The organism is Desulfotomaculum sp. 1211_IL3151, from assembly GCF_036763075.1.
Taxonomy (GTDB): domain Bacteria; phylum Bacillota; class Desulfotomaculia; order Desulfotomaculales; family Desulfotomaculaceae; genus Desulfotomaculum.
In genome coordinates, this window is record NZ_JBAIYV010000044.1 from 83361 (window position 1) to 106895 (window position 23535).

At 44.9% G+C, this 23535-nt stretch carries 24 protein-coding genes and 1 riboswitch; of the genes, 20 read left to right on the forward strand and 4 right to left on the reverse strand.

Going from position 1 to position 23535, the window contains the following annotated elements; all coding sequences use genetic code 11:
• Window positions 1-14: 14 nt before the first annotated feature.
• The 4 genes from V6C11_RS12570 to V6C11_RS12585 all read left to right on the forward strand — a co-directional run bounded on the left by V6C11_RS12570 (window position 15) and on the right by V6C11_RS12585 (window position 3821).
• The gene (locus tag V6C11_RS12570) at window positions 15-2201 is read left to right on the forward strand and encodes a DNA topoisomerase III (protein ID WP_333531518.1); all 2187 of its coding nucleotides are present in this window, start codon (window positions 15-17) and stop codon (window positions 2199-2201) included.
• Between the two features lie 66 nt (window positions 2202-2267).
• Window positions 2268-2756, forward strand: coding sequence for a Cys-tRNA(Pro) deacylase (gene ybaK / locus V6C11_RS12575; RefSeq protein ID WP_333531519.1), 489 nt, complete (start codon window positions 2268-2270; stop codon window positions 2754-2756).
• A gap of 49 nt (window positions 2757-2805) precedes the next feature.
• Window positions 2806-3453 carry a deoxyribose-phosphate aldolase gene (gene deoC, locus V6C11_RS12580; protein ID WP_333531640.1) on the forward strand — a complete coding sequence of 216 codons (648 nt, stop codon included), beginning with the start codon at window positions 2806-2808 and terminating at the stop codon, window positions 3451-3453.
• A 122-nt stretch (window positions 3454-3575) separates the two neighbouring features.
• Entirely contained in the window at window positions 3576-3821 is a 246-nt protein-coding gene (locus V6C11_RS12585) for a hypothetical protein (RefSeq protein WP_333531520.1), read from the forward strand.
• A gap of 122 nt (window positions 3822-3943) precedes the next feature.
• Here the strand turns inward: V6C11_RS12585 and V6C11_RS12590 are convergent, their stop codons facing one another.
• Complete coding sequence (locus V6C11_RS12590; protein WP_442886072.1) at window positions 3944-4648, reverse strand: pseudouridine synthase; 705 nt, start codon at window positions 4646-4648, stop codon at window positions 3944-3946.
• A 34-nt stretch (window positions 4649-4682) separates the two neighbouring features.
• Entirely contained in the window at window positions 4683-6065 is a 1383-nt protein-coding gene (locus V6C11_RS12595) for an RsmB/NOP family class I SAM-dependent RNA methyltransferase (RefSeq protein ID WP_333531523.1), read from the reverse strand.
• 174 nt (window positions 6066-6239) lie between these two features.
• Here V6C11_RS12595 and V6C11_RS12600 point away from each other — a divergent pair, with 174 nt between their 5' ends.
• The 7 genes from V6C11_RS12600 (at window position 6240) to V6C11_RS12630 (ending at window position 14378) form a co-directional block, all read left to right on the forward strand.
• Window positions 6240-7472: a M48 family metallopeptidase gene (locus V6C11_RS12600; RefSeq protein ID WP_333531524.1), complete on the forward strand. Its 1233-nt coding sequence runs from the start codon at window positions 6240-6242 to the stop codon at window positions 7470-7472.
• A gap of 112 nt (window positions 7473-7584) precedes the next feature.
• The gene (locus V6C11_RS12605) at window positions 7585-8268 is read left to right on the forward strand and encodes a hypothetical protein (protein WP_333531642.1); all 684 of its coding nucleotides are present in this window, start codon (window positions 7585-7587) and stop codon (window positions 8266-8268) included.
• 120 nt (window positions 8269-8388) lie between these two features.
• Window positions 8389-9399, forward strand: a complete 1011-nt coding sequence (locus V6C11_RS12610) for an aldo/keto reductase (RefSeq protein WP_333531526.1) — start codon at window positions 8389-8391, stop codon at window positions 9397-9399.
• Window positions 9400-9459: 60 nt separating this feature from the next.
• Entirely contained in the window at window positions 9460-10575 is a 1116-nt protein-coding gene (locus V6C11_RS12615) for an aminopeptidase (RefSeq protein ID WP_333531527.1), read from the forward strand.
• Window positions 10576-10920: 345 nt separating this feature from the next.
• Entirely contained in the window at window positions 10921-11892 is a 972-nt protein-coding gene (locus V6C11_RS12620) for a TAXI family TRAP transporter solute-binding subunit (protein ID WP_333531528.1), read from the forward strand.
• Between the two features lie 18 nt (window positions 11893-11910).
• Window positions 11911-12432 carry a DUF1850 domain-containing protein gene (locus tag V6C11_RS12625; protein WP_333531529.1) on the forward strand — a complete coding sequence of 174 codons (522 nt, stop codon included), beginning with the start codon at window positions 11911-11913 and terminating at the stop codon, window positions 12430-12432.
• A complete protein-coding gene (locus V6C11_RS12630; protein ID WP_333531530.1) occupies window positions 12429-14378 on the forward strand; it encodes a TRAP transporter permease in 1950 nt (649 codons plus the stop codon). Before V6C11_RS12625 ends, V6C11_RS12630 begins: the two co-directional genes overlap by 4 nt.
• A gap of 82 nt (window positions 14379-14460) precedes the next feature.
• Here the strand turns inward: V6C11_RS12630 and V6C11_RS12635 are convergent, their stop codons facing one another.
• Complete coding sequence (locus V6C11_RS12635; RefSeq protein ID WP_333531531.1) at window positions 14461-15033, reverse strand: GbsR/MarR family transcriptional regulator; 573 nt, start codon at window positions 15031-15033, stop codon at window positions 14461-14463.
• Between the two features lie 240 nt (window positions 15034-15273).
• Here V6C11_RS12635 and V6C11_RS12640 point away from each other — a divergent pair, with 240 nt between their 5' ends.
• The 8 genes from V6C11_RS12640 (at window position 15274) to V6C11_RS12675 (ending at window position 22331) form a co-directional block, all read left to right on the forward strand.
• A complete protein-coding gene (locus V6C11_RS12640; protein ID WP_333531533.1) occupies window positions 15274-16515 on the forward strand; it encodes a quaternary amine ABC transporter ATP-binding protein in 1242 nt (413 codons plus the stop codon).
• Window positions 16496-17332: an ABC transporter permease gene (locus V6C11_RS12645; protein ID WP_333531534.1), complete on the forward strand. Its 837-nt coding sequence runs from the start codon at window positions 16496-16498 to the stop codon at window positions 17330-17332. The genes V6C11_RS12640 and V6C11_RS12645 overlap by 20 nt, the downstream gene beginning before the upstream one ends.
• Window positions 17333-17344: 12 nt before the next feature.
• Window positions 17345-18235, forward strand: a complete 891-nt coding sequence (locus V6C11_RS12650) for a glycine betaine ABC transporter substrate-binding protein (protein WP_333531535.1) — start codon at window positions 17345-17347, stop codon at window positions 18233-18235.
• Between the two features lie 187 nt (window positions 18236-18422).
• A riboswitch (TPP riboswitch) is annotated at window positions 18423-18531 on the forward strand.
• A 149-nt stretch (window positions 18532-18680) separates the two neighbouring features.
• Window positions 18681-18971, forward strand: a complete 291-nt coding sequence (locus V6C11_RS12655; protein WP_333531536.1) for a thiamine-binding protein — start codon at window positions 18681-18683, stop codon at window positions 18969-18971.
• Complete coding sequence (locus V6C11_RS12660) at window positions 18946-19734, forward strand: ABC transporter permease (RefSeq protein ID WP_333531643.1); 789 nt, start codon at window positions 18946-18948, stop codon at window positions 19732-19734. The genes V6C11_RS12655 and V6C11_RS12660 overlap by 26 nt, the downstream gene beginning before the upstream one ends.
• A gap of 85 nt (window positions 19735-19819) precedes the next feature.
• The gene (locus tag V6C11_RS12665; RefSeq protein WP_333531537.1) at window positions 19820-20830 is read left to right on the forward strand and encodes an ABC transporter substrate-binding protein; all 1011 of its coding nucleotides are present in this window, start codon (window positions 19820-19822) and stop codon (window positions 20828-20830) included.
• Window positions 20831-20862: 32 nt separating this feature from the next.
• On the forward strand, window positions 20863-21624 hold the full coding sequence (locus V6C11_RS12670; RefSeq protein WP_333531538.1) for an ABC transporter ATP-binding protein: 762 nt from the start codon (window positions 20863-20865) through the stop codon (window positions 21622-21624).
• Between the two features lie 65 nt (window positions 21625-21689).
• The gene (locus tag V6C11_RS12675) at window positions 21690-22331 is read left to right on the forward strand and encodes a thiamine diphosphokinase (RefSeq protein WP_333531539.1); all 642 of its coding nucleotides are present in this window, start codon (window positions 21690-21692) and stop codon (window positions 22329-22331) included.
• A gap of 52 nt (window positions 22332-22383) precedes the next feature.
• On the opposite strand, the gene V6C11_RS12680 is transcribed toward V6C11_RS12675, so the two are convergent.
• Window positions 22384-22794: a YlbF family regulator gene (locus V6C11_RS12680; RefSeq protein WP_333531540.1), complete on the reverse strand. Its 411-nt coding sequence runs from the start codon at window positions 22792-22794 to the stop codon at window positions 22384-22386.
• Window positions 22795-23222: 428 nt separating this feature from the next.
• Between V6C11_RS12680 and V6C11_RS12685 the strand changes: the two genes are divergently transcribed.
• Entirely contained in the window at window positions 23223-23411 is a 189-nt protein-coding gene (locus tag V6C11_RS12685; RefSeq protein WP_333531541.1) for a 4Fe-4S dicluster domain-containing protein, read from the forward strand.
• Window positions 23412-23535 lie beyond the last annotated feature (124 nt).

Here is a 23535-nt window from a genome sequence, read left to right on the forward strand (position 1 = left end):
AAGGATTAATAAACATGTCAAAAAGTCTGGTATTAGCGGAGAAACCCTCTGTGGCAAGGGATATCGCTCGCGTTCTAAATTGTCACAGAAAGGGCAATGGGTATTTGGAGGGTGAAAAATATATCGTCACCTGGGCTCTGGGGCATTTAGTGACCTTAGCTGACCCGGAGACCTATGACGAGAAATATAAAGCTTGGCGCCTAGAGGATTTACCCATGCTGCCCTCCCCTTTGAAGCTGGTGGTTATCAAACAAAGCAATAAACAGTATCAGGCTGTTAGGGAGCAACTAAATAGGAAAGATGTTCAGGAGATCATCATTGCCACCGATGCTGGCCGGGAAGGGGAACTGGTGGCCAGGTGGATTCTGGAAAAGGCCCATGCAACCAAGCCCATTAAGCGACTGTGGATTTCCTCTGTCACCGATAAGGCCATTCAAGAGGGCTTTAAAAAGCTAAGAAACGGCAAGGAGTACCAAAACCTCTATGCATCAGCGGTGGCTCGGGCAGAGGCCGACTGGCTGGTTGGCATAAACGCCAGCCGTGCGCTAACCTGTCGGTTTAATGCCCAGCTATCCTGTGGCAGGGTGCAAACACCTACTCTGGCCATGATTGCCAAACGGGAAGAGGAAATCAAAAACTTTCAGCCTCAAAAATATTTTGGTATCACCGCGGTTACAGAGAAAATAAAGTTTACCTGGCAGGATCGTCAGAGTAAAGATATAAAGACCTTTGATAAAGATTATTGTGATAAAGTACTGGCCTCCCTGGCAAATAAAAATGCACAGGTTATAGAGATCGCCAAGGTGGCCAAGAAAAGCTACTCGCCGCAGCTCTACGATCTAACCGAACTGCAGCGGGATGCCAATCGGTTATTCGGTTTCTCCGCTAAAGAAACACTTTCTATCATGCAGCGGATTTATGAACAGCACAAGGTGTTAACCTACCCACGAACGGATTCCCGTTACCTTTCATCGGATATCGTGGGTACGTTGCCTGATCGGCTAAGGGCCTGCAGTGATCAACCCTATACGAAGTTAGCGTATAAGCTGCTGAAAAATCCCATTAAACCCAACAAGTCCTTTGTGGATGACAGTAAAGTTTCTGATCACCATGCCATCATACCCACCGAGCAGACGGTTCTCATAAGTTCACTTAGTGATAAGGAAAGAAAGATTTATGATTTAGTAATAAAGAGGTTTTTAGCGGTACTATATCCGCCCCACGAGTACCAGCAAACAACGATAAAAGTAGCAATAGGTGAAGAACTTTTTATAGCCAAGGGTAAAACGGTCCTTGTCCAGGGCTGGCAGGAAGTATATCAGCATGAAGTTGAAACGGCAGGCCAAAGTGAGAATCTGACGGATCAAATTTTACCCATACTTAACAAAGGCGATACGATAAGGGTTTTGTCTCTAAGCCAAAGCAAAGGAGAAACCAAACCGCCCGAGCCCTTTACCGAGGGCAGCCTGCTATCGGCCATGGAAAACCCAACCAAGTACATGCCCCAGGCCCATAAGGATTTGCTAAAAACCCTGGACAAAACTGGCGGACTGGGTACCGTGGCCACCCGAGCCGATATCATAGAAAAACTGTTCAATAGCTTTCTGATCGAAAAGAAAGAAAAGCATGTATATATAACCTCCAAGGGAAAGCAACTCTTGGAGCTGGTTCCCGAGGGGTTACGTTCACCTGCCCTGACAGCCCGTTGGGAACAAGAGCTAGAGGCCATTGCCAAAGGAGTACAAACTAAGAATCGCTTTCTTAGCGAGATCAGAGACTATGCCAAGGCAGTGGTACAAGAGATCAAACAAAGTGAAAGCAAATTCAGACACGATAACTTGACCGGTACCAAATGCCCAGAGTGTGGTAAAAGAATGTTGGAAGTGAACGGCAAAAAGGGTAAAATGCTGGTTTGTCAAGATCGGGAATGTGGCTACCGGAAAGGACTTAGTAAAACAACCAATGCCAGATGCCCCGAATGTCATAAGCGTCTTGATCTGCATGGTGAAGGGGAAGGTCAAATCTTTGTCTGCAAGTGCGGCTTCCGGGAAAAGCTAACGGCCTTTAATGAAAGAAGGCAAACAGAGAAGGGCGGTAAAGTTTCAAAAAGGGATGTTAGCAATTACTTGAAGAGCCAAGAGAAAAGCAATAACTTTAACAACAATCCCCTGGCGGAGGCTCTGTCTAAGCTTAAACTTTAGGGAAATAGTTTACGTTAGAAGGCCGCTCCGGTTTAAGGGGTGGCCTATAAACGATGGAAAAAGGGGATGAATTTCATATCATCACAGATTAAAACAAATGCCATGCGAATCTTGACCGGCAAGAAAATTGATTACAACACCTATACCTACGACCATCATGACGGTAAAATTGATGGTGTTTCAGTGGCCCATAAAGCAGGGAAAGACCCCAAGACTGTTTATAAAACACTGGTTGCCCAAGGAAGCAGCAAAAACCTTTATGTCTTTATCGTGCCGGTAGAAGAGGAGTTGGATTTAAAAAAGGCTGCCAAGGCAACGGAAGAGAAAAAAATTGACATGATTCCAGTAAAGGATATTCAGAAACATACAGGGTACATCCGAGGCGGCTGCTCACCCATCGGCATGAAAAAACAGTATCCCACTTTCATTGACGCCAGCGCACAAAACCTGGCAAGGATCATTGTCAGTGGCGGGAAAATTGGTGTACAAGTTGAACTAAACCTATCGGATTTGGTAGATGTTGCCCAGGCCCAGGTTATTGATATTGTTAAGTAGGGCACTAAGGGCTAAGGACCAAGGGTTTAAAAGGAAAGGATGAAAAACCATCGATAATATAGCGAAAACCATTGACCATACACTGTTAAAACCCGATGCCACGAAGCAGCAAATAGAAAAATTAGCCAGGGAAGCACAGGCATATGGCTTTGCAGCGGTATGTGTCAATCCGGTTTGGGTGGAAACGGCATATAACATATTAAAAACCACACCCGAAGTCAAGGTAGCCACGGTCATCGGCTTTCCCCTGGGGGCTACTTTGCCGGAAGTGAAGGCCTTGGAAACCCAAAAGGCCATCGAACATGGGGCCACAGAGGTGGACATGGTTATCCATATGGGTGCTTTAAAGGAAAGACAGGACCAATTGGTGGAGCGGGATATTCGGGCCGTGGTGGAAGCGGCCAGGGGAAAAGCGTTGGTCAAGGTTATCATTGAAACAAGCCTGCTCACCGAGGAAGAGAAGATGAGGGCCTGCCACTTGGCAGTTGCCGCGGGAGCAGACTTTGTTAAAACCTCCACTGGTTTTTCCGGCGGTGGTGCCACGGTGCAGGATGTGGCTCTGATGCGCCAGAAGGTTGGCCCTACCATCGGAATAAAGGCTTCTGGTGGCATAAGAACCAGGGAAGATGCCCAAAGGATGCTGGAAGCCGGTGCCACAAGAATTGGCACCAGTGCCGGGGTTGCCATGCTTGGTTAAGAAACATCAGAAAAAAATAAATTTTTTCACAAATAAAAAGGAATTTTGCTAATTTTCTCTAATTTAATATAGTAAAATTCAATACCTGCCAGGTTTTAATATCACAAAATGGAGGGTATCGCGTGAAAAAATTAAACTATTGTGTTGATTGCAAAAGAATTGCTCGTTTTGACGGAGAATGCAGCTATTGTCAATCTCAAAAAATTAAAGACCTGACTAGAAAAGCACCGGTCAATGTAATAGGCACTAAAATTAAGGGCAGAGTCCTTAATGTCAAGGATCAAATGGTAGAAATCCTCTACATTGATGAAAATAAAAATACCTTTGTTAAACCCTTTGAAGCCCAACAGCTTCAAAAAGTTCTTTAATACATGTAGCCCCCTGGTATCTTGCCAATTAAATGAGATAACAGGGGGCTTATTTTTAAAGCACAAGTTAGAGCACAAAAGAACCGTCCCCTTGTGCTCCTCCGAATGACACCAATTTAAGCCTAATATAGTTGGCCAATTTCCTCTTCGGTTAGTTCACGCCATTCCCCGGGTTTGAGCTGAGGATCTAGGACCAGAGGGCCCATGGTAAGCCTCTTTAAGAAAGTTACCCTTTTGCTCACGGCTTCAAACATCCTTTTAACCTGGTGATATTTCCCCTCATAAATAGTAAGCTCAATTTCTGATTCCGGACCGGAACGAAGTATTTTTAACTGTCCCGGCATGGTTCGGTAACCATCTTCTAATGTTACACCGCGGGCAAAGGCATCAACATCTGCTTCGGTGACCACACCCTCAATTAAAGCATAATAGGTTTTAGGCACGTGCTTTTTTGGGGCTAAGAGCTGATGAGCCAGTTTACCGTTGTTCGTTAATAAGAGCAGGCCTTCGGTATCCTTATCCAAACGTCCCACCGGAAAGGGGTCAAAGGAATGATATTTTGGGTCAAGGAGATCGATAACGACCCTTTCCGAGGCGTCCTCAGTGGCAGATAAAAATCCCTGGGGTTTATTCAGCATGAGATAGATATATTCCCGGTATTCTATGACCTCACCCTGCACCTCAATCGTGTCACGGCTGGGATAAACATGCAAACCAGGGTCCAGGGCCAGTTCACCATTGACCAGCACCTGTTTTGCCTTGATTTGTTTTTTAATCTCTTTTCGAGTCCCCATGCCCATATGGGTCAACAGTTTATCCAGACGCATTTTTGCATGATTAGCCAAGTTCATCACCTCTTTATCAATCCCCGTCAATCCAACGCCAACCGGGCGGAAAGCCGTTTTTTAGCCAGTTACCATCCCCTTTAGCCCAACCCAAGGGAAAATGGTCCAAACAAACAAGATGCCAACCCTTGGCCCAGGTTCTTCCCTCCTGCTGGAGGGTTTCCCCCCTCAAATAGCGCAGGGCCAAGGAACAATCGGCTTCATTCCCTGCGGCTAAATTCAATTTTTGCACAGCAGCTTTTGCGGCTTCTACCGGCAGGCCCAAGGCTAAGGCTGGGCTGGGCCGAAAGCGTTTTCTCTCCACCGTGCCCAAAAGCCAACCGGAGCGGAGAACTTTCAAACCACGTAAGGGAGGTAATGCGATACTTTCCCAAAGAATATGGCCAGCTCGTTCAATTACCTGGCCGCCGCGGGGCATCCATTCCTGCCAGATTTTTTTATTTCCCCAAACCTGCTGGGAAAAGTCTGCGAGGGCTTGTTTGGTAGCTTCATCCAGGGTGGGGTTAGGCTGTTTTTTGGAGGCCTTCCTTTTGTCGGCAGGAGGGGTTTCCTTTTCCGATGCAGTGTTATCCTTTAGTTTCGCCACAAAATGACCTTCACCCTTCACCCAATGGGGCCACATTCTTTTTTGCTCAATTAATTCAAAGTGGGGGTAATGGGTCAAAAAATTCTCCATTTGCTGTTCATTCTCCTCCGGGGAAAAAGTACAGGTGGAGTAAACCACTTCCCCGCCGGGCTTTAATAAAGAAGGAACGGTAGCCAGAATTTCCTGTTGCCAGCCGACGTATTTGTCAACTGCCTCTTCGCTCCAATCCTTGGCCATATCTGGCTCCTTGCGAAACATGCCTTCGCCGGAGCAGGGTGCATCCACTAAAATCTTATCAAAAAATTCGCCAAATACCGGAGCCAAGTGTTGGGGGGATTCATTAAGAACAATGGCATTGACCACACCGAAACGCTCAATATTTTTTAGCAAGACCTTGGCCCTCTGGGGCTGCAGGTCATTTACCACCAGCAGTCCCTCCCTGCCCAGCCGGGCAGCCAATTGAAGGGACTTGCCACCCGGGGCAGCACACAGGTCCAATACCCTTTCCCCCGGTGACGGGTGTAAAAGCTCTGCTGGCAGCATGGCACTGGGTTCCTGGATATAATACAATCCTGCATAATAATAGGGGTGTTTTGCCGGGCGAGTGACTTCGCTATAATAGTACCCATCCCGGCTCCAGGGTATGGGTTCTTCAATAACATGTAAGCGTTTTTTTAGCTCCTCCGGAGTGAGCTTTAAGCCATTGGCCCGTAGTCCCGCCGTACGCGGTACGGCATAGCTTTGGAGAAATTGGGGGTAATCCTGACCCAGAAGTTTCTCCATTTTATTTAAAAAAGCAGCGGGTAATTTCATTTCCTTAGTTCCTTTCGTCTATTCGTTTAATTACCCTGGGTAAACTGGTTAACATGATAAACAATGGCTAAAATTATACAATAAGCCAACCGGATAGTCCAGTAAGTCATAACCGGCAAACATCAGCGTAAAATATAGATAGAAATATTTACCTATGGGGGAGGGGGATTAACATTGCAGCCAAGATTAAACCATCTCTGGCTAGGATTAATGGCAATTTTCTTTGGTTTTGCTTCGCTTTATCTCTGGTATATCATCTTTCCCGGCAAAGTTTCACCGGAGGCCTTTCAATATTTTTCCCTGGAACAGATAAACCAAGGCAGGGAACACAGCCGAATTCAACAGCTTTTGATGCTGGCTGTTGTTATATTAGAGGTTATTCTATTGTGCTGGTTTATTTGGAGCGGCAAGGCCATCGCCCTGACCCGCTGGACCCAACAAATAACCAGAGGTAGTTATTATGGCAGTGCTCTGCTGTATTTTTTAGGCCTATGGCTGATATTTAGGGTTCTTTATTTTCCATTTAGTTATCTTAACGGCTTTTTCTTACAGAAAAAGTGGGGCTTTTCCACCCAGACCTTCAGTGCCTGGTGGGTTGATACCCTAAAAAGTGCTGGTTTAGAACTGGGGCTTGGAATTTTAGGAGTTCTATTATTCTTTTGTATTCTTAAGCATTGGCCCAGGGCCTGGTGGTTGGTGGTTGCCTCCCTGCTGTCAATCTGGCTCGTGGCACAAAATTTTATTTGGCCCTTGGTGGTTTCTCCTATGTTTAACCGATTTGAACCAGTTAAAGACCCCGCTGTATTAAGGATGGTTAGTGAACTTTCCACCAAGGCAGGCATACCGGTTGACGAGGTACTGGTGATGGATGCCAGCAGGCGAACCACCCGTGCCAATGCCTACTTTGCAGGACTGGGTCAGACAAAACAAATTGTCTTGTATGATACACTTTTAGAGGATTATCCACCGGATCAAGTAAAGGCTGTGCTGGCCCATGAAATGGCCCACTGGCAACAGGGGCACATCCTAAAGGGTGTAACCCTAGCAATTTTCAGTAATTTTATATTATGGGGTTTGCTATTTATCTTTATTCGAACGACCATAGCACCCCTTACACGCTACCCTCCCCATACCTGGGCCCTTACCCTGTTGTTTTTTGCAGCCGTTTCCTTTATTGCCAGCCCAATACAAAGCAGCATCTCCCGGGGCATGGAAAGGGAGGCCGACCGTGTCTCGGTGCAGCTAACCGGGGATATTCCGGCGGCGGTTCGCCTACAGGTGAATCTGGTAGCCAAAAATTCATCCGATGTATCACCCCCAGCCTTTATCGAGTGGTTTAGCTACTCTCATCCCTCTGTATTAAACCGTATCCACCTATTACAGCAGGAAAAGGCAACGGATTTGTAAATATAAGAAATGTTTAATGTTTGTCGAAGCCTGTACTCATAGACATAGCGTGGCAACATTTTTACTTCCCGGGAATAGAATGAAGAAAGAAGTCTGGGGGGTGAAAATATTGATGGATCAGTGTCCATACATTCAAGGGGATCGGTGTAAGTTAACACAGGAAAACATAAAAGAGGATCAGGATTTTTTCCAAAACACCTGCAGCCATTCGGACTACCTAAAGAACTGTCCGAACTTTACCAGAAAGGTGTACGCCGCCAAGACCTACCACTTTATTGGATCATCACGCAGTTGTCCCTACATTTGCGAAGAGCGATGTGATGTAACGAAACATCCTGTATGTAAAAAACATAAAAGCTTTTATGACGATACTTGTTGCACCTCAAAATACTATGATAAATGCTCCTATTTTTCGGATAGAGTCAGTAGAATAAAACCGAACAGATATTTCAAACCAGCCTTTCGCTGTCCCTACCTTATCAACGAGATGTGTGAGCTTAGGCGCGTTAACATGTATCAGAAAAATAGAACCTTCTATCGCCACAACTGCATCAATTCCAATTACCACAAAAATTGCCCCTACTACCTTGAAAAGATAGGAAAGATCAAATATAAACATTACGGCAAAGTTTATGACAGTTGCACCTATAAAGATGGAGATTGGTGCAGATTAAGAAAAATCAAAGTGAAAGATAATTGCAAGGATTTTTATGACTATGCCTGTTGTAAAAAGAATTACGTTAAATGCTGTCCCCACTATGTGGAGGCTGCCTATCGAAAAAAATTAGATGAATAACCAAAGGCCCTGTGTCAAAAGCATGGGGCTTTTTTATTGGCTAAAAGCGAAGGGCAAAGCTTTAGGTCATGACAGATTAGTATGATAAAATAAACCTAACATGAACCAAGGAGGCAAAAGATGCAACATAGAGTATTGGGAAGGACAGGCCTGGAGGTTTCCGTGATCGGCTTTGGGGGGATTCCCATTCAGCGGATTACTGAACAAGAGGCCGTCACGCTGGTAAACGGAGCCTTGGATCGAGGGATAAATTTCTTTGATACCGCCCGAGGGTATACGGATAGTGAAGCTAAATTAGGCCTGGTGTTGAAGCAGCGGCGCCAGGAAGCCATCATAGCCACCAAATCCATGGCCAGATCCAAAGAAGGCATGGCGGCTGATATACAAAAAAGTTTAACGGCCCTGGGGGTTGACTATATCGATCTTTACCAATGCCACAATGTCAAGGACCGCGAATCCTTGGCACAGATCGTAAGCCCCAATGGAGCACTGGTGGCCTTAAAGGAAGCCCAAAGTAAGGGCATCATTGGTCATATTGGTATAACGGGGCATATTCAGGAGCTTTTAGTGGAAGCATTAAAGACAGGCGAATTTGCCACCGTACAGTTTCCCTTTAATGCAGTGGAAACCGAAGCCAAGGAACTATTGGATCTGGCTCACCAGACAAACACTGCGATTATTGTAATGAAGCCCCTGGCAGGGGGGGCCTTGCGCAATGCCAGACTGGCTCTGGGTTACCTGCTGGAACAGCCAGTGACCACCATTATTCCCGGCATGGATTCTCTACAACAGATAGAGGAAAACGCCCTGCTGGGTAATGAATGGACCCCCCTCAAGGAGGAAGAATGGGTTGTCTTAAAGGAAGAAACTGAAAAACTAGGCCAGGCCTTCTGCCGCCGCTGCGAATACTGTAAGCCCTGCCCCCAGGGAATCGATATCCCAACCGTATTTTTATTAGAGGGCTATTACAGCCGTTATGATTTAAAGGATTGGGCGAAGGAAAGATACAAAGACCTTGAGGCAAAGGCAGATGCCTGTATTGCGTGTGGCCAGTGTGAAGAAAAATGCCCCTATAGTCTGCCTATCCGGCAGATGCTGTCAGACTCAGCGGGAATACTGGCTGACGGCTGATGGCAATTTCAATGATTGTGACTGGCTGGGTATGGTTAATTGTTCGATAGGAGGTAAAACATGGTAGACCCACGAATATGCCAATTGGCTAAGAATCTTGTAAATTATTCATGTGCCATTCAGTCCGGTGAAAAAATCCTTATTGAAAACATCGGCTTAGAACTACCTTTGGTCAGGGAAATTATCAGGGAGGTGTATGCCGCAGGGGGTATTCCCTTTGCAACCATCAAGAATAATGCCGTGGAAAGGGCACTGCTGCTGGGGGCCAGTGAAGAACAAATGAAGGCCTTGGCAGAATACGAAGCTGCTAGAATGAAGCAAATGGATGCCTATATTGGGATACGTTCCGGGGACAATGCTTCGGAGTTAGCGGATGTGCCCCCAGAAAAGATGGAATTATATTTTAAACATTATTGGAATAAAGTGCATGGTGATATTCGGGTGGCTAAGACAAAGTGGGTGGTGCTGCGGTATCCTTCCCCAGCCATGTCCCAACTTGCCAATACCAGTACCGAAGCCTTTGAGGATTTTTACTTCCAGGTATGTAACCTGGATTACTCTAGGATGGACCGGGCCATGGACCCCTTGGTAGAGCTTTTGGAAAAAACCGACCGGGTAAGGATTGTGGGTCAAGGAACGGATTTGAGTTTTTCCATTAAATCATTGCCAGGTATTAAATGTGCTGGCAGGAGAAATATCCCCGATGGGGAGGTTTATACGGCACCCGAGCGGCAGTCCGTAAATGGCTGCATTACCTATAACACCCCGGCTGTTTATCAGGGTGTTACCTATGAGAATATCCGGCTGGAATTTGAGGCCGGTAAGATTATCAAAGCTACGGCCAATCATACCGAACGAATTAACAAAGTCTTTGATACCGATGAAGGTGCCAGATATATAGGGGAATTTGCTCTGGGGGTTAATCCCTATATTACAAAACCCATGAAGGATACCTTGTTTGATGAAAAAATTGCCGGCTCCATCCACTTCACACCGGGGAGTGCCTATGATCAGTGTTTTAATGGAAATAAATCAGCCATTCACTGGGATCTTGTCTATATTCAAACCCCCGAGTTCGGCGGCGGCGAAATCTATTTTGATGATAGACTTGTGCGCAAGGACGGAATTTTTATCTTGCCTGAGCTGCAGGGATTAAACCCGGAAAGCTTGAAATAAGTTCCTTTAGTTTTTTGTATATAGCAGTAGATATTTTTTGGGTTTTCATTTATAATCAAACTAATTGAACAAGCCTAAGGCAATGAAGCCTACAGACAGATAAAAAATGCTATCTGTCTGTAGGCTTTATATATTTTTACAATAAAGACGGACGAATCAACTATATTTTTCAAGAAGGATTTTTTAATACAAATAGAAAATATATTATGTATAAATCACTAGACATATTAGGACAGCAACTGAGGGAGTTTTTTTGAAAACAATTATTTTAAACTATATTACAGGGAGGGAAGCTGAAAAACACACGCTAATCAATTAATTAAGAGAGAGGAGTCGTCAATACAGATGAAAAAACGTATTATTGCATTACTGGCAGCAGTTGCTATGCTGTCAGTGGTGATCACTGGCTGCGGCGGATCAAGCGATGACAAAAAAGCCAATGACCAAGCTGCCGAGAAAAAATTCTTTAATATCGCTACAGGTGGAACTGCTGGTGTGTATTATCCCCTGGGTGGGACCCTTGCCGAAATCATTAACAAAAATATTCCCGGTGCTAACGCCACTGCCCAATCCACGGGTGCTTCCGTAGCCAACGTTAACATGTTAACCCAAGGCAGCGTACAAATTGCCTTTATTCAAAATGACATTGCCTATTATGCCAGCACGGGTACTGAAATGTTTCAGGAAAAAGTAGATGGTTTAAAATGCCTGGCCACCATTTATCCTGAAACGGTTCAATTAGTAACCATTGAAAAAACCGGTATTAAGAGTGTTGCCGACCTTAAGGGCAAAAAGGTTGCTGTAGGCGCTGCCGGAAGCAGTGTCACCGGCAACTCCCGTCACGTATTAGAAGCCTATGGTCTGACCTTTGAGGATATCAATCCCCAATACCTGTCCTTTGCCGAAGCTGCCAACGGCTTAAAGGACGGCAACATTGATGCAGCTTTTCTGGTTGCCGGTGTACCCACCGCTGCGGTACAAGACATTGCCGCCCAGCATAAAGTTGTCATGATACCCATTGAAGATGATAAAGTTGAAGGCATGATCAAAAAATACCCCTTCTATACCAAGGTAGTAATTCCTGCCGATGCCTATAAGCAAGGTGCAGACATTGCAACCGTTGGCGCCAAGGCTATGCTTGTGGTCAGCGACAAAATGGATGAGCAAACTGCCTATGATATTACGAAAGCAATCTTTACGAACCTTGACCAATTAAAAGCTGCCCACGCAGTGGGTCAATATATTAGCAAGGAATCTGCCAAGGATGGCGTTTCCATCCCGATGCACCCCGGAGCTGAAAAATTCTATAACGAATAACAAAGGATTTTTTAATCCATGAAAACAAGAAAAATGCAGCGTTTCAAAATATTTATTTTTAGCCTGCTGCTATCGATTCTACTAGCGGTGTTTTTCATTCCTTTGCCCACATTGCTGGTATCCCAGCAGCAGGGTCAACCTGTTATCGTAGTGCCCATGATATTCGGTAAGACCTTTACTTATGAATATCTTCATTCGGTTCTTAAAACCCCGGTGCAAGAAAACTTCCTTCTTGCGCCGGGCCATTCTTTGTTGCTAACATCCACAACATTTAAATCCTACGGAGTAGGGACCCCGTTTTTAGAGGGAGAAGGTGAATTAGAAAATCGCAATGGCCTGTTTATCCTTAAAGGTCAGAACCGACGCTTTGCACAACTGGATTTCGGGGTTGTACCCTTTACCGAACCGACATTGATTTATCGGGGAGAAAGGTACAATTTTAAGGATTATTTCAAAGCCGGCTCATTGATTACATTAAAAGTAAAAACCCTGACACCTGCCAAAGTTTTGGCATTATATTTGGAAGGAGGTAAAACTTGACAGATCATCATGTAAAACCAGAAAGCAATGTAAACTTAGACGAATTTATGGCCAAGTATGATAAAGAGTCAGACTTTAGGCGTTTTAGGGGCCCCATGGGAATTGCGATAATGCTACTGGCCATGAGCTTCTCGGTTTTCCAATTATATACTGCCTATTTTGGGGTTTTAGATGCCCAATTGCAAAGGGCTGTTCACTTATCCTTTGGCTTAGCCCTAGTCTATTTATTGTATCCTGCCAGGAAAAGTTGGTCCCGTAGTAAATTACATTGGTTTGACGCACTGTTGGCTGTGGCGGCAGTGGCCACACCCATGTATATCTTGATAAACTACAAGGAATTGGTAATGCGTGCGGGCATTGTGACGTCCACCGACATGATTATAGGTGGCTTAGGTATCCTTTTCGTGATCGAGGCAGCCCGCCGGGTCGTGGGCTGGCCCATTGTTACCGTGGCATTGCTGTTCCTGAGCTATGCCTTTGCCGGTCCATATCTTCCTGGGGCCTTTGCCCACCAGGGAACAAGCATCCGTGGACTGGTGGGTCACTTATACTATACAACGGAGGGGATCTTTGGTATTCCCTTAGGGGTTTCGTCGACCTTTATTTTTCTGTTTATTTTATTTGGTGCTTACCTGGAAAAGACCGGTTTAGGCAAGTTCTTTATTGACCTGGCCAACGCCATTGCCGGTTGGGCCAGTGGTGGCCCTGCTAAGGTGGCAGTGCTTTCCAGTGGATTAATGGGCACGGTATCAGGTAGCTCCGTAGGAAACGTTGCCGGAACCGGCAGTTTTACCATTCCGATGATGAAAAAGCTTGGCTATAAGCGTGAATTTGCCGGCGCCGTAGAAGCAGCGGCCTCCACTGGGGGTCAATTAATGCCGCCCATTATGGGTGCTGCGGCTTTCTTGATGGCGGAATTTACCGCCACACCCTATATCGAAATTGTAAAAGCCGCTGCCATACCAGCTATTTTATACTTTACCGGTATTTGGATTGGGGTGCACCTGGAAGCTAAAAAAACCGGACTAAAGGGCATTCCCCGGGATCAGCTGCCTAAGGTAGGTCTTATTCTAAAAGAGCGGGGACATTTAGCGATACCCTTAGTGGTTATTGTTGGTCTGCTAGTAAGCGGCTATACTCCCATGCGTGCGGCCCTGGCAGCCATTGTTTTATCCATTGGCTGTTCCATGCTGCGCAAGTCTACCCGTATCTCCCTGGTAGATATACTCAAGGGGCTGGAGGAAGGTGCTAGATCTGCCTTGGGTGTGATTATTGCCTGTGCTACGGCTGGTATTATTATTGGTGTGGTTACCAAGACGGGTCTGGGGCTAAAATTAGGTTCTGCCCTGATTGATCTGGCCCAGGGTCAATTATTACCCACACTTTTCTTTACCATGATTACATCGATTATATTAGGCATGGGTGTACCTACCACCGCCAACTATGTAATTACTTCAACCATTGCTGCACCTGCCCTTATCCAGCTGGGTGTGCCAATGCTGGCGGCCCATATGTTTGTCTTTTATTTCGGTATTATTGCTGATGTTACACCGCCGGTGGCCCTGGCTGCCTTTGCAGGTGCCGGAATTGCGGGCGGTGACCCCATGAAGACCGGGATAAACGCCTCCAAGCTGGCCATTGCAGCGTTCCTGATACCTTATATCTTTGTCATGTCACCAGCGCTTTTATTAATCGACACCACTTTACCCAAGGTGTTAATGATGATCGTAACCTCCCTCACTGGCATGACGGCCATTGCCGCAGCCCTGGCAGGTTACCTCATTACCCGTACAGGTCGCATAGAACGGGTGCTATTCTTCGTTGGTGGTTTACTAATGATTGATCCGAATCTTGTTACCGATATCGTAGGTTTTGGTATATTATTATGTGCGGTATTTATTCAAAAGGTAAAGGCTAAAAAAAATAATACAGTTGAAAGTGCTTAATTAATCAAAGGGGACAGGTTCTTTTTAAGGATCTGTCCCCTGTTAGCTGTTAACTAAAGCTAAAAGCAAAAAACGAAGGAGCCTATTCGGCTCCTTCGTTTTTTGGTACATACTTAAATATTTCGTGACTTTCAAAGGTATCGATCAAGCGATTGACCCAATCGTAATATTCCAAGGCATTTTGGATTTTTTCAATATCCTTTTCTACCATTTCCCGCAAGGGTTCCGGTAAATCCTCTTTGTTTTGCAGACAGATTAATTCCTGTAAGGATTTACGAAGAGATTGGGTGTTATCGTCAATGCCCTTACGCCACCTGATGGAAAAATAGTCAATAAAATTTTGATACCAGTCCGGTTCAATCTCATAATGATCCTTACGAGTACCCTTCATCCAAACTTTGTTAACCATATTTAAGTCTAAAAGGGTTCTGACACCAGTGCTCATGCTGGTTTTGCTCATACCCAAGGCTTCGCCCATCTGATCCAGGGTCATGGGTTTATCTTGAAAGAGGAGGGTTCCATATAAATGACCAATGGACAGGGTGATGCCATATAAATCAATATTCCGAGCTAAAGCGTCAACCACGCGATCCCTCGCCCTACTAATGACTTGCTCGTAAGGCATTACTTTGTTGCTCTGACTTGTTTTTTCCATGGGGGGAAAGACCTCCTGAGAATTACTGTTAAACATTTTACTGTTTATATTGCTAAATGTAAAGAAAGAATGTTATAAGAATAAAAATGAAAAACTGAGCATACGGAACCATGCCAATGTAAAGTTTAAACTTTACGTAAATTATAGACAGATACAAGGCGATACCATTTTTGTGCAAAAATGTTTTGGGTTATACAATATATTTAGAAGTTTACTAATTGAGTAAATTGAGGTGGAAGTGTGGCAAAAATTAAAGTGCAAAATTTGACGAAGGTTTTTGGCCCAAAACCGGATAAGGCGATAGAACTTTTAAAAAAAGGCTGGTCCAAGCAGAAGATATTAGAGGAAACTGGTTTGACCGTGGGTGTAAACCAAGCCAATTTCCAGGTCCAGGCAGGAGAGATTTTCGTCATTATGGGATTATCCGGCAGCGGGAAATCAACTTTGGTACGGTTGCTGAATCGTCTCATAGAACCAACCAGTGGAACAATTGAAATTGATGGGAAAAATATTGCGACCATGAACATGGAACAGCTTCGTGAAGTTAGGAGAAAAAAATTAAGCATGGTTTTTCAGCGATTCGCCCTCTTTCCCCATCGAACAGTTGCTGAAAATGTAGAATATGGCTTGGAGGTACAGGGTGTAGAAGTGGCTAAGCGTCGCCAAAAGGCACTTCAAGCTCTGGCTATGGTAGGTTTGAAGGGCTGGGAAACCAGCTATCCTGATCAGTTAAGCGGGGGTATGCAGCAAAGGGTCGGCCTGGCTCGGGCATTGGCCAACGATCCGGATGTATTGCTGATGGATGAGGCCTTCAGTGCTTTGGACCCTTTAATTCGTAAGGATATGCAGGATGAACTAATTGAGCTGCAATCCAACATGCAGAAAACCATTATCTTTATTACCCATGACCTGGATGAAGCCTTGAAAATTGGAGATCGAATCGCCCTGATGAAGGATGGCCGGATTGTCCAAGTGGGCACACCGGAAGAAATACTAACGAATCCAGCCGATGAATATGTGGAAAAATTCGTTCAGGATGTAGATATGTCCAAGGTCCTTACAGCTGAGCATGTGATGAAGAGACCGGAGACCATCACCTTAGATCGTGGACCTCGGGTTGCGTTACAACTAATGAGGGATCGCGGCGTATCCAGCCTCTATGTTGTAGACAAGAAAAAGACCCTATTGGGTATTGTGACAGCAGATGCAGTTGCCAAAGCGAATCAGGAAGGCCTAACCTTAGAACAGGCTATGCAAAAAGAAGTGCCGATCGTTTCGCCGGAGAATCGCTTGAACGAACTATTTGACCTAATTGCCTTTACCCCTATACCACTTGCGGTGGTAAATGAACAACACCGTTTACTAGGCGTGATTGTGAGAGGAGCAGTATTAGGCGGTCTTGCGGGTAAGGTAAACCAAGCTGCTGACAATGAATTAGAGGTCAAGGAAGGGGTTGTGCGGTTTGGCAAACTTATTTCCTAAGATACCTGTTGACAAGTGGATAGAAAAATTTGTGGGCTATTTGGATGATCACCTAGGAGGTTTTTTCGACCTGATTTCCACAGTAATAAGTGGTTGGGTTGATTTTTTTGCTTTTATTTTTACAGTCATTCCTGCCTGGGCTTTAATTATTGGTTTAACACTATTGGCTTGGAAATTCAGCAAGAAATCTATCGCACTCTTTACACTGCTGGGATTGTTTTTGGTGCATAACCTAGGTTATTGGGAAAACACCATGATAACCTTGGCTTTGGTTCTGACAGCGGCACTGATATCGGTTATTATCGGTATTCCCACTGGCATTTTATGTGCCGGAAAGGACACAGTGAGGGATGTGGTCATGCCTACCCTCGATTTTATGCAGACCATGCCTGCCTTTGTTTACCTGATTCCAGCTATCTTTTTCTTCGGTTTAGGAAAAGTACCGGGAGTCATTGCATCGGTGATTTTTGCCATGCCACCCACCATCCGTTTGACGAACCTGGGTATCCGGCAGGTACCCAAAGAATTGGTGGAGGCAGCGGATGCCTTTGGGTCTACGCCCATGCAAAAACTGTTAAAGGTACAGCTTCCGTTGGCCAAGCCTACAATAATGGCAGGCATTAATCAGTGTATCATGTTGGCTTTGTCTATGGTGGTTATTGCTTCAATGATTGGGGCCAAGGGACTGGGCGCCGATGTCTATCGGGCGGTAACTCAAATTAAGATTGGGGCAGGTTTCGAAGCTGGTTTAGCCATCGTCATTCTTGCTATTATCCTTGATAGAATGACGCAAAATATTGGCCGAAAACAAATATAAGGAGGAACGGATTTGAAGAGAAAAGGATGGGTTTTACTAGTAGTTGGTTTAATGATCTCATTACTGATGGTAGGCTGTGGCGGTACAAATACGGAAACCAAACAGTCAGGAAGTGTAGGAGAGCAAGTAGATTACAAAATTATCGGCATTGACCCAGGGGCAGGGATAATGAAGGCCACGGAAAAGGCATTGCAGGAATATGAACTAAAGGATTGGGAACTTGTGGAGGGTTCTGGCGCAGCTATGACAGCGGCCTTAACGAAGGCCTATGAGAAGAAAGAACCCATTATTATAACTGGTTGGACACCCCACTGGAAATTTGCCAAATATGATCTCAAATACCTGGAAGACCCCAAAAAGATCTATGGGGATGATGAGTTTATTCATTCTATCGTTCGCACTGGATTTAAAGAGGATCATCCCAGTGCCTACCAGTTATTAGACAAATTCAATTGGCTGCCAGAGGACATGGCAACAGTGATGGTGGCTGTCATGGAAGGCCAGCCTGAGCAAGAAGCAGCTGCTGAATGGATGAAAAACAATGAAGAAAAAGTAAACCAATGGCTGGAGGGAATCGAGCCGGTACAAGGGGACAAAATAAACCTAGCCTACGTTGCTTGGGACTCTGAGATTGCCAGTGCCAATGTTGTGGCCATTGCCTTGGAAAAACTCGGCTATGATGTGGAACTAAGTCAAGTGGAAGCTGGTCCCATGTGGGCTGGATTAGCTTCCGGTGATGCAGACGCCATTGTTGCCGCTTGGCTACCCGCTACCCACGCCGATTACTACAATGAATTCGAAGGCCAATTTGAAGACCTGGGGCCTAATATGGAAGGAACAAGAATCGGATTGGTTGTTCCGTCTTATATGGATGTTAATTCAATAGAAGACCTAAATAAGTAGTATTTTTAGCCATCAGTCGTCAGCTTTTTGTGCATGTCTTTCTTAAGGGTTTTAGCTCATGGCCTAGGGCCATAAAGACCCCAAAGTAAAGCGTGCAAAAAAGCGGAAGGCTGATGGCTATTATCTGACCTATCATCTATCAAGTCCATTTACAAATCAAGATAATACTGATATAGTAAAACACAAGTAAATATGCTCGGGGAGCTGGGGGTGACTGGCTGAGAGGGTACAGAGGTATCGACCCGTTAAACCTGATCTGGGTAATGCCAGCGGAGGGACAGGAACTATTCTTATGCGCATGAAAGCTACCCTTCCGGGGTAGCTTATTTTATTTGGCATATCGGAAAGTATAAAAATTTCCGATATGTATAAGAGAAAAATTGGCTTCCGCTTTGGCGCAAGCCAATTTTTTCTAATAAGAATATTTAGTCAAGGAGGTAAAAACATGCCCATTGTAAATTTAGGATTCCAGGTAATTCCCCAAACCAAAGGCGATAACAGTTATGAAATTGTTGATAAGGCCATTGAGGTTGTGCAGCAAGCCGGGGTTAAATATGAAGTTGGTCCGATGGAAACCGTAATGGAAGGGGAAATGGATAAACTGATTGAGATTGTTAAAAGGGCACAGGAAGCTTGCATAACCGCGGGGGCCTCGGAAGTGATGACCTACATAAAGATTCACTATCGTCCCGAAGGAGTAGTAACCATTGATGAGAAGATCGCTAAATACCGATAAAAGGGACTTTGCCGCCATTTTTTTGCCTGGGTTTACCCTGCTGTCCCTGTTGGTCCTGTGGGAAATTGCAGTACACCTTAGCCAAGTAGAGCCGTGGATTTTACCCGGTCCAAGTCAAATTATAGGAGCTTTATGGCAGGCGAGGGAACTTCTTTGGCAGCACAGTATACAGACCATCTATGAGACAACTCTGGGTTTGGGCATAGCGGTTGTGATCGGTATTGCTCTGGCCACAGCCATTGAATGGTCTCAGTCCTTACGAAAGGCTATTTACCCGCTATTAATCGTCTCCCAGACCATTCCGATTATTGCAGTGGCACCGCTGTTAATTATCTGGTTTGGTTATGGTTTGCTGCCCAAAGTGCTTGTGGTGGCCTTGGTCTGCTTCTTTCCCATCACCATTAATTTGGCCGATGGCTATCGGCTGGTAGACCGGGAGATGATTCGCCTATTATCCGCCATGGGGGCAGGCCCAGGGAGGATTTTTACCATGGTCAAGCTCCCCGCGGCACTACCTTTCTTTTTTTCCGGACTGCGTATCGCTGGGACCTATAGTGTCATGGGGGCTGTAATTGGTGAATGGCTAGGGGCTACAAAGGGACTAGGGATTTTTATGACCCGCTCCTCCCAGTCCTATTTAACAGACCGCGTTTTTGCGGCCATTCTTGTCATTACCTGTCTTAGTTTAGCGATCTACCTAATCATCGAAGGAGTTGCCCGCTTAACTATGCCTTGGTATTACAGGAAAAAAGAAACCATTTAGCCGTGGTGCAAGAGTGATCCCTAAGGAAATCATGCAAAAAAGCGGATGGCTATATGCTATTTAGTTAAGGAAAGGAGAAATTGCTATGATTTGTAGAAACGTAAAACTTATCTGCTTACTAGCCTGTCTGATGTTGTTATTTACTGGTTGCACGCAGGAGAAAAAGGCTGCACCGGAGCAGGGTAAGCAGGCAGAAATGAAAAAAGTAACCGTTATGCTAGACTGGTTTCCCAATACCAACCACACGGGTCTCTATGTAGCCAAGGACAAAGGTTATTTTAAGGAAAGGGGTCTGGCAGTAGAAATTATTCAGCCTGGCGAGGGCAGTACGACGGATCAACTGGTGGCTGCCGGAAAGGCGGATTTTGGGGTCAGCTACCAAGAAAGTGTGACCCAGGCTAGGTCAACTGGTATTCCATTGGTGTCTTTAGCCGCAGTGATTCAACACAACACCTCGGCCTTTGCTTCATTAAAAGAAGCCCAAATATCATCCCCTCAGGATTTTGTGGGTAAACGCTATGGTGGTTGGGGTTCCCCGATGGAAGAGGCGGTGCTTAAAGCTGTCATGGAAAAGGCGGGGGTTGCATCGGATAAGGTACAAAACGTTACCCTGGGTGCCACGGATTTCTTTAATTCCATTGGACGGGATGCGGATTTTGAATGGATTTATTATGGTTGGGATGGTATAGAAGCAAAAAGAAGAGGAATGGAATTAAACCTAATCATGCTTAAAGAGTTAGACCCAGCCCTAGATTACTATACACCATTAATTGTTACCAATGAAAAACATATCTCCGAACAACAGGATTTGGTAAGGGAATTTATGACTGCTACTGCCAAGGGTTACCAGTGGAGCATCGAAAACCCTGACCAGGCCGCGGAGATATTGTTAAAGAATGCACCCGAACTAAACCCAGAATTGGTAAAAGACAGCCAGGCCTGGCTAAGTCAAAGATATCAGGAAGATGCCCCGCGCTGGGGAGAGCAAAAGGAAGAGGTATGGGCGCGTTATGCCAACTGGATGTTTGAACGAGGCTTAATTGAACAGAATATAAATGCCCAGGAAGCCTTTACGAACGAATTTCTACCCCAGTAAAAAGCTAAAAACGTACCAAGGGGGTGAAAAGGATGTCCAGCCAGGTGCTGCAGGTGAGAGCCATAAGTAAGAGTTTTAACCAAAATAAACAGCAGCAAATAGTTGCGCTAGAAAGTGTTTCCCTTACGGTGCGGTCTGGAGAGTTTGTAAGTCTACTCGGACCCAGTGGTTGTGGCAAAAGCACCCTGCTGGATTTAGTGGCAGGTCTTATTGGACCGGACCAAGGGGATATTCTATTAGGAGAGCATTCGATACTGGGGAAACGGGGATTTGTTAGTTATATGCCTCAAAATGATTTGCTGTTTCCCTGGCGGACTGTTTTGGATAATGTGATGATTCCCTTACAGTTACAGGGAATCCCCACAGAGAAGGCGCGTCAACAGGCCCAGGAATTTTTGCCCCTTTTTGGGCTGGCAAACTTTAGCCAAAGCTACCCAGATATGCTCTCGGGGGGGATGAGGCAGCGGGCAGCCCTGTTAAGAACCTATCTATGCCATAAAGATGTTATGCTGTTAGACGAACCCTTTGGGAAATTAGATGCCCTGACAAAAGTTCAAATGCAGCAATGGCTCTTGGATATTTGGCAACATTTTAAACACTCGGTATTATTTGTTACCCATGATATAGATGAAGCGATTCTTCTTTCCGATCGGATTTATCTTCTTTCATCTAGGCCAGGCAGGATACAGGCTGAAATATCCGTGGACTTACCGAGACCCCGTCGACCACGTATTGCCACCGACGGTGCCTTCACAAAAATAAAAGAAAAGATTTACGGCTTTCTCGAGGGATAGTACGGAAAAAACCGTATCTTTATGATTTCTTCATACCCTGCCATTCGCTAAAAGGAGTGAGAATGATGACAAAAGGCAGAATATTAATATTTTCCGGGGGTAATCTTGGGGCCTGGGCACTGGCGCAGGTGGCAACAGGGGATTTTATTTTAGGGGTTGATCGAGGAGCCTATTATCTAATCCAAAATGGTATTGTTCCGGATTTGGCCATGGGTGATTTTGATTCGGTCACCCCAAGAGAATTGGCCAGCATTAAGCAGCAGTCAAAGAATTTCATGTCTTGTGACCCTGTAATGAAAAATGAGACAGATACAGAAATAGCGTTTAACTGGGCTTTACAGCAAAAACCCAGGGAGATCATTCTGTTTGGTGCGCTGGGGGACCGTTTTGACCACAGTTTGGCCAATGTGCATTTGCTGGCTAAGGGTTTACAACAAGGTGTGCCCTGCCAGATTGTTGGGGAAAAAAATCAAATAATGCTGATGAATGATCAGATAACGGTCCAGCAGGATGGCTTTCCACAAGTTTCGCTATTACCTTTAACGATGCAGGTTACAGGCATTAACCTTAGTGGGTTTCAATACCCTTTGGCAAATGCAACCTTGAACCTTGGTCATTCCCTGGGGATTAGCAATGTGTTACAGGAAGCTAGGGGCAAAATAGAAGTTGAAGAGGGCCTGCTGCTGATTATAAAAAGTAAAGATTAAAGGGAGTGTCCCCAGACACCGTTGATGTCTGCGACACTCCCCTATTAGCATCTTAGCAGCCGGAGCAAGAACCGCCACAGGCACCGCTCTCATTCGAAGAGCAACTGCAGCTGTCTTGGGCGGGGGTATCTTCCGGAATACCCTTGAGACCTTCTTGGATTTTTCCGTTAACTTCGTTGACCACTTCATAGAATAGGGCTTGGGCGCCTAAATATTCTTTTACCAAAGGATTGGCCGTGGCCTTTTTCTCCAGTTCTTCCAAAGTTGCTATATTTTCCTCGGTAAGCTGGTGACCCATCATTTGCATCCGCTGATAGGATTGCTGCAAACTTTGAAATTCCTTAACCAAGGCGCGAGCTTCTTTGTCCATAGCCACTGCTTTTTGTGTAACCAATACTCCCTGATATTCTTCGGTGGTGGATAACTTTTTACCCAACTCGATGGCCATTTCATAAACTGACATAATTTTCACCTCCACATGTTTATTTTCTCCAATCATAAGAAAAATCCTACTAAAAAATAAATATAACTAAAACAAGAAATATCAGGGGAAAATCTGGAATAAATTGTGATTAGGAATATTATCTTTGATTATGAAGAGTAATTGAAGTAAAATAAGTAAAGGTGGTGAAACTTTCGCTGTGAGACAGTAAGAGCATCTTTACGTAATCGTCTTTTTAATGGTATAGTCTATGAGGGAAATATGTACAGGCTGATTTGTATGACATTTTAACAAAAAATCTGTCAATTTAAGAAGGAATAATTTAAGTTACACCGAATAGGCTTATTATTACCCTCATATTGAGGGGAGTTATGCCCTCATAAGGTATATATGCCATACCCTAGCCCACTCCCAATGGACTTAAATATTTACTGAAGGAGGGTTGTGGAATGTATGTAATTTCAATTAATTCCGACAAGTGTGAAGGTTGTGGCGAATGCATTGATGCTTGTCCTGCAGGTATTCTGGGCATGGTTGATGGTAAAGCAGAAGTAACTGGGGCAGAAACCGATTGCATGGGTTGTGAAACCTGTGTTGTTACTTGTCCGAACGAAGCTTGTTTACTTCAAGAGTTGTAAGCATGATCGTTAATAGGGGTGCTTGTTCTGGGCAGGGAACTGGCGTTATGGACGTGGAGACATAATACTAAATTTTTTTTTGTTGAGCTGACTAATTAGAAAATATTATGCTTTGTTTTAAATT

Bases quoted from the DNA above. Each gene is read 5' to 3' on its own strand.
- V6C11_RS12570 (WP_333531518.1), top strand. From the start codon at position 15: ATGTCAAAAAGTCTGGTATTAGCGGAGAAACCCTCTGTGGCAAGGGAT.
- ybaK (WP_333531519.1), top strand. From the start codon at position 2,268: ATGAATTTCATATCATCACAGATTAAAACAAATGCCATGCGAATCTTG.
- V6C11_RS12590 (WP_442886072.1), bottom strand. From the start codon at position 4,648: ATGCGTCTGGATAAACTGTTGACCCATATGGGCATGGGGACTCGAAAA.
- V6C11_RS12595 (WP_333531523.1), bottom strand. From the start codon at position 6,065: ATGAAATTACCCGCTGCTTTTTTAAATAAAATGGAGAAACTTCTGGGT.
- V6C11_RS12605 (WP_333531642.1), top strand. From the start codon at position 7,585: ATGGATCAGTGTCCATACATTCAAGGGGATCGGTGTAAGTTAACACAG.
- V6C11_RS12610 (WP_333531526.1), top strand. From the start codon at position 8,389: ATGCAACATAGAGTATTGGGAAGGACAGGCCTGGAGGTTTCCGTGATC.
- V6C11_RS12615 (WP_333531527.1), top strand. From the start codon at position 9,460: ATGGTAGACCCACGAATATGCCAATTGGCTAAGAATCTTGTAAATTAT.
- V6C11_RS12620 (WP_333531528.1), top strand. From the start codon at position 10,921: ATGAAAAAACGTATTATTGCATTACTGGCAGCAGTTGCTATGCTGTCA.
- V6C11_RS12625 (WP_333531529.1), top strand. From the start codon at position 11,911: ATGAAAACAAGAAAAATGCAGCGTTTCAAAATATTTATTTTTAGCCTG.
- V6C11_RS12635 (WP_333531531.1), bottom strand. From the start codon at position 15,033: ATGGAAAAAACAAGTCAGAGCAACAAAGTAATGCCTTACGAGCAAGTC.
- V6C11_RS12655 (WP_333531536.1), top strand. From the start codon at position 18,681: ATGCCCATTGTAAATTTAGGATTCCAGGTAATTCCCCAAACCAAAGGC.
- V6C11_RS12660 (WP_333531643.1), top strand. From the start codon at position 18,946: ATGAGAAGATCGCTAAATACCGATAAAAGGGACTTTGCCGCCATTTTT.
- V6C11_RS12665 (WP_333531537.1), top strand. From the start codon at position 19,820: ATGATTTGTAGAAACGTAAAACTTATCTGCTTACTAGCCTGTCTGATG.
- V6C11_RS12670 (WP_333531538.1), top strand. From the start codon at position 20,863: ATGTCCAGCCAGGTGCTGCAGGTGAGAGCCATAAGTAAGAGTTTTAAC.
- V6C11_RS12675 (WP_333531539.1), top strand. From the start codon at position 21,690: ATGACAAAAGGCAGAATATTAATATTTTCCGGGGGTAATCTTGGGGCC.
- V6C11_RS12680 (WP_333531540.1), bottom strand. From the start codon at position 22,794: ATGTCAGTTTATGAAATGGCCATCGAGTTGGGTAAAAAGTTATCCACC.
- V6C11_RS12685 (WP_333531541.1), top strand. From the start codon at position 23,223: ATGTATGTAATTTCAATTAATTCCGACAAGTGTGAAGGTTGTGGCGAA.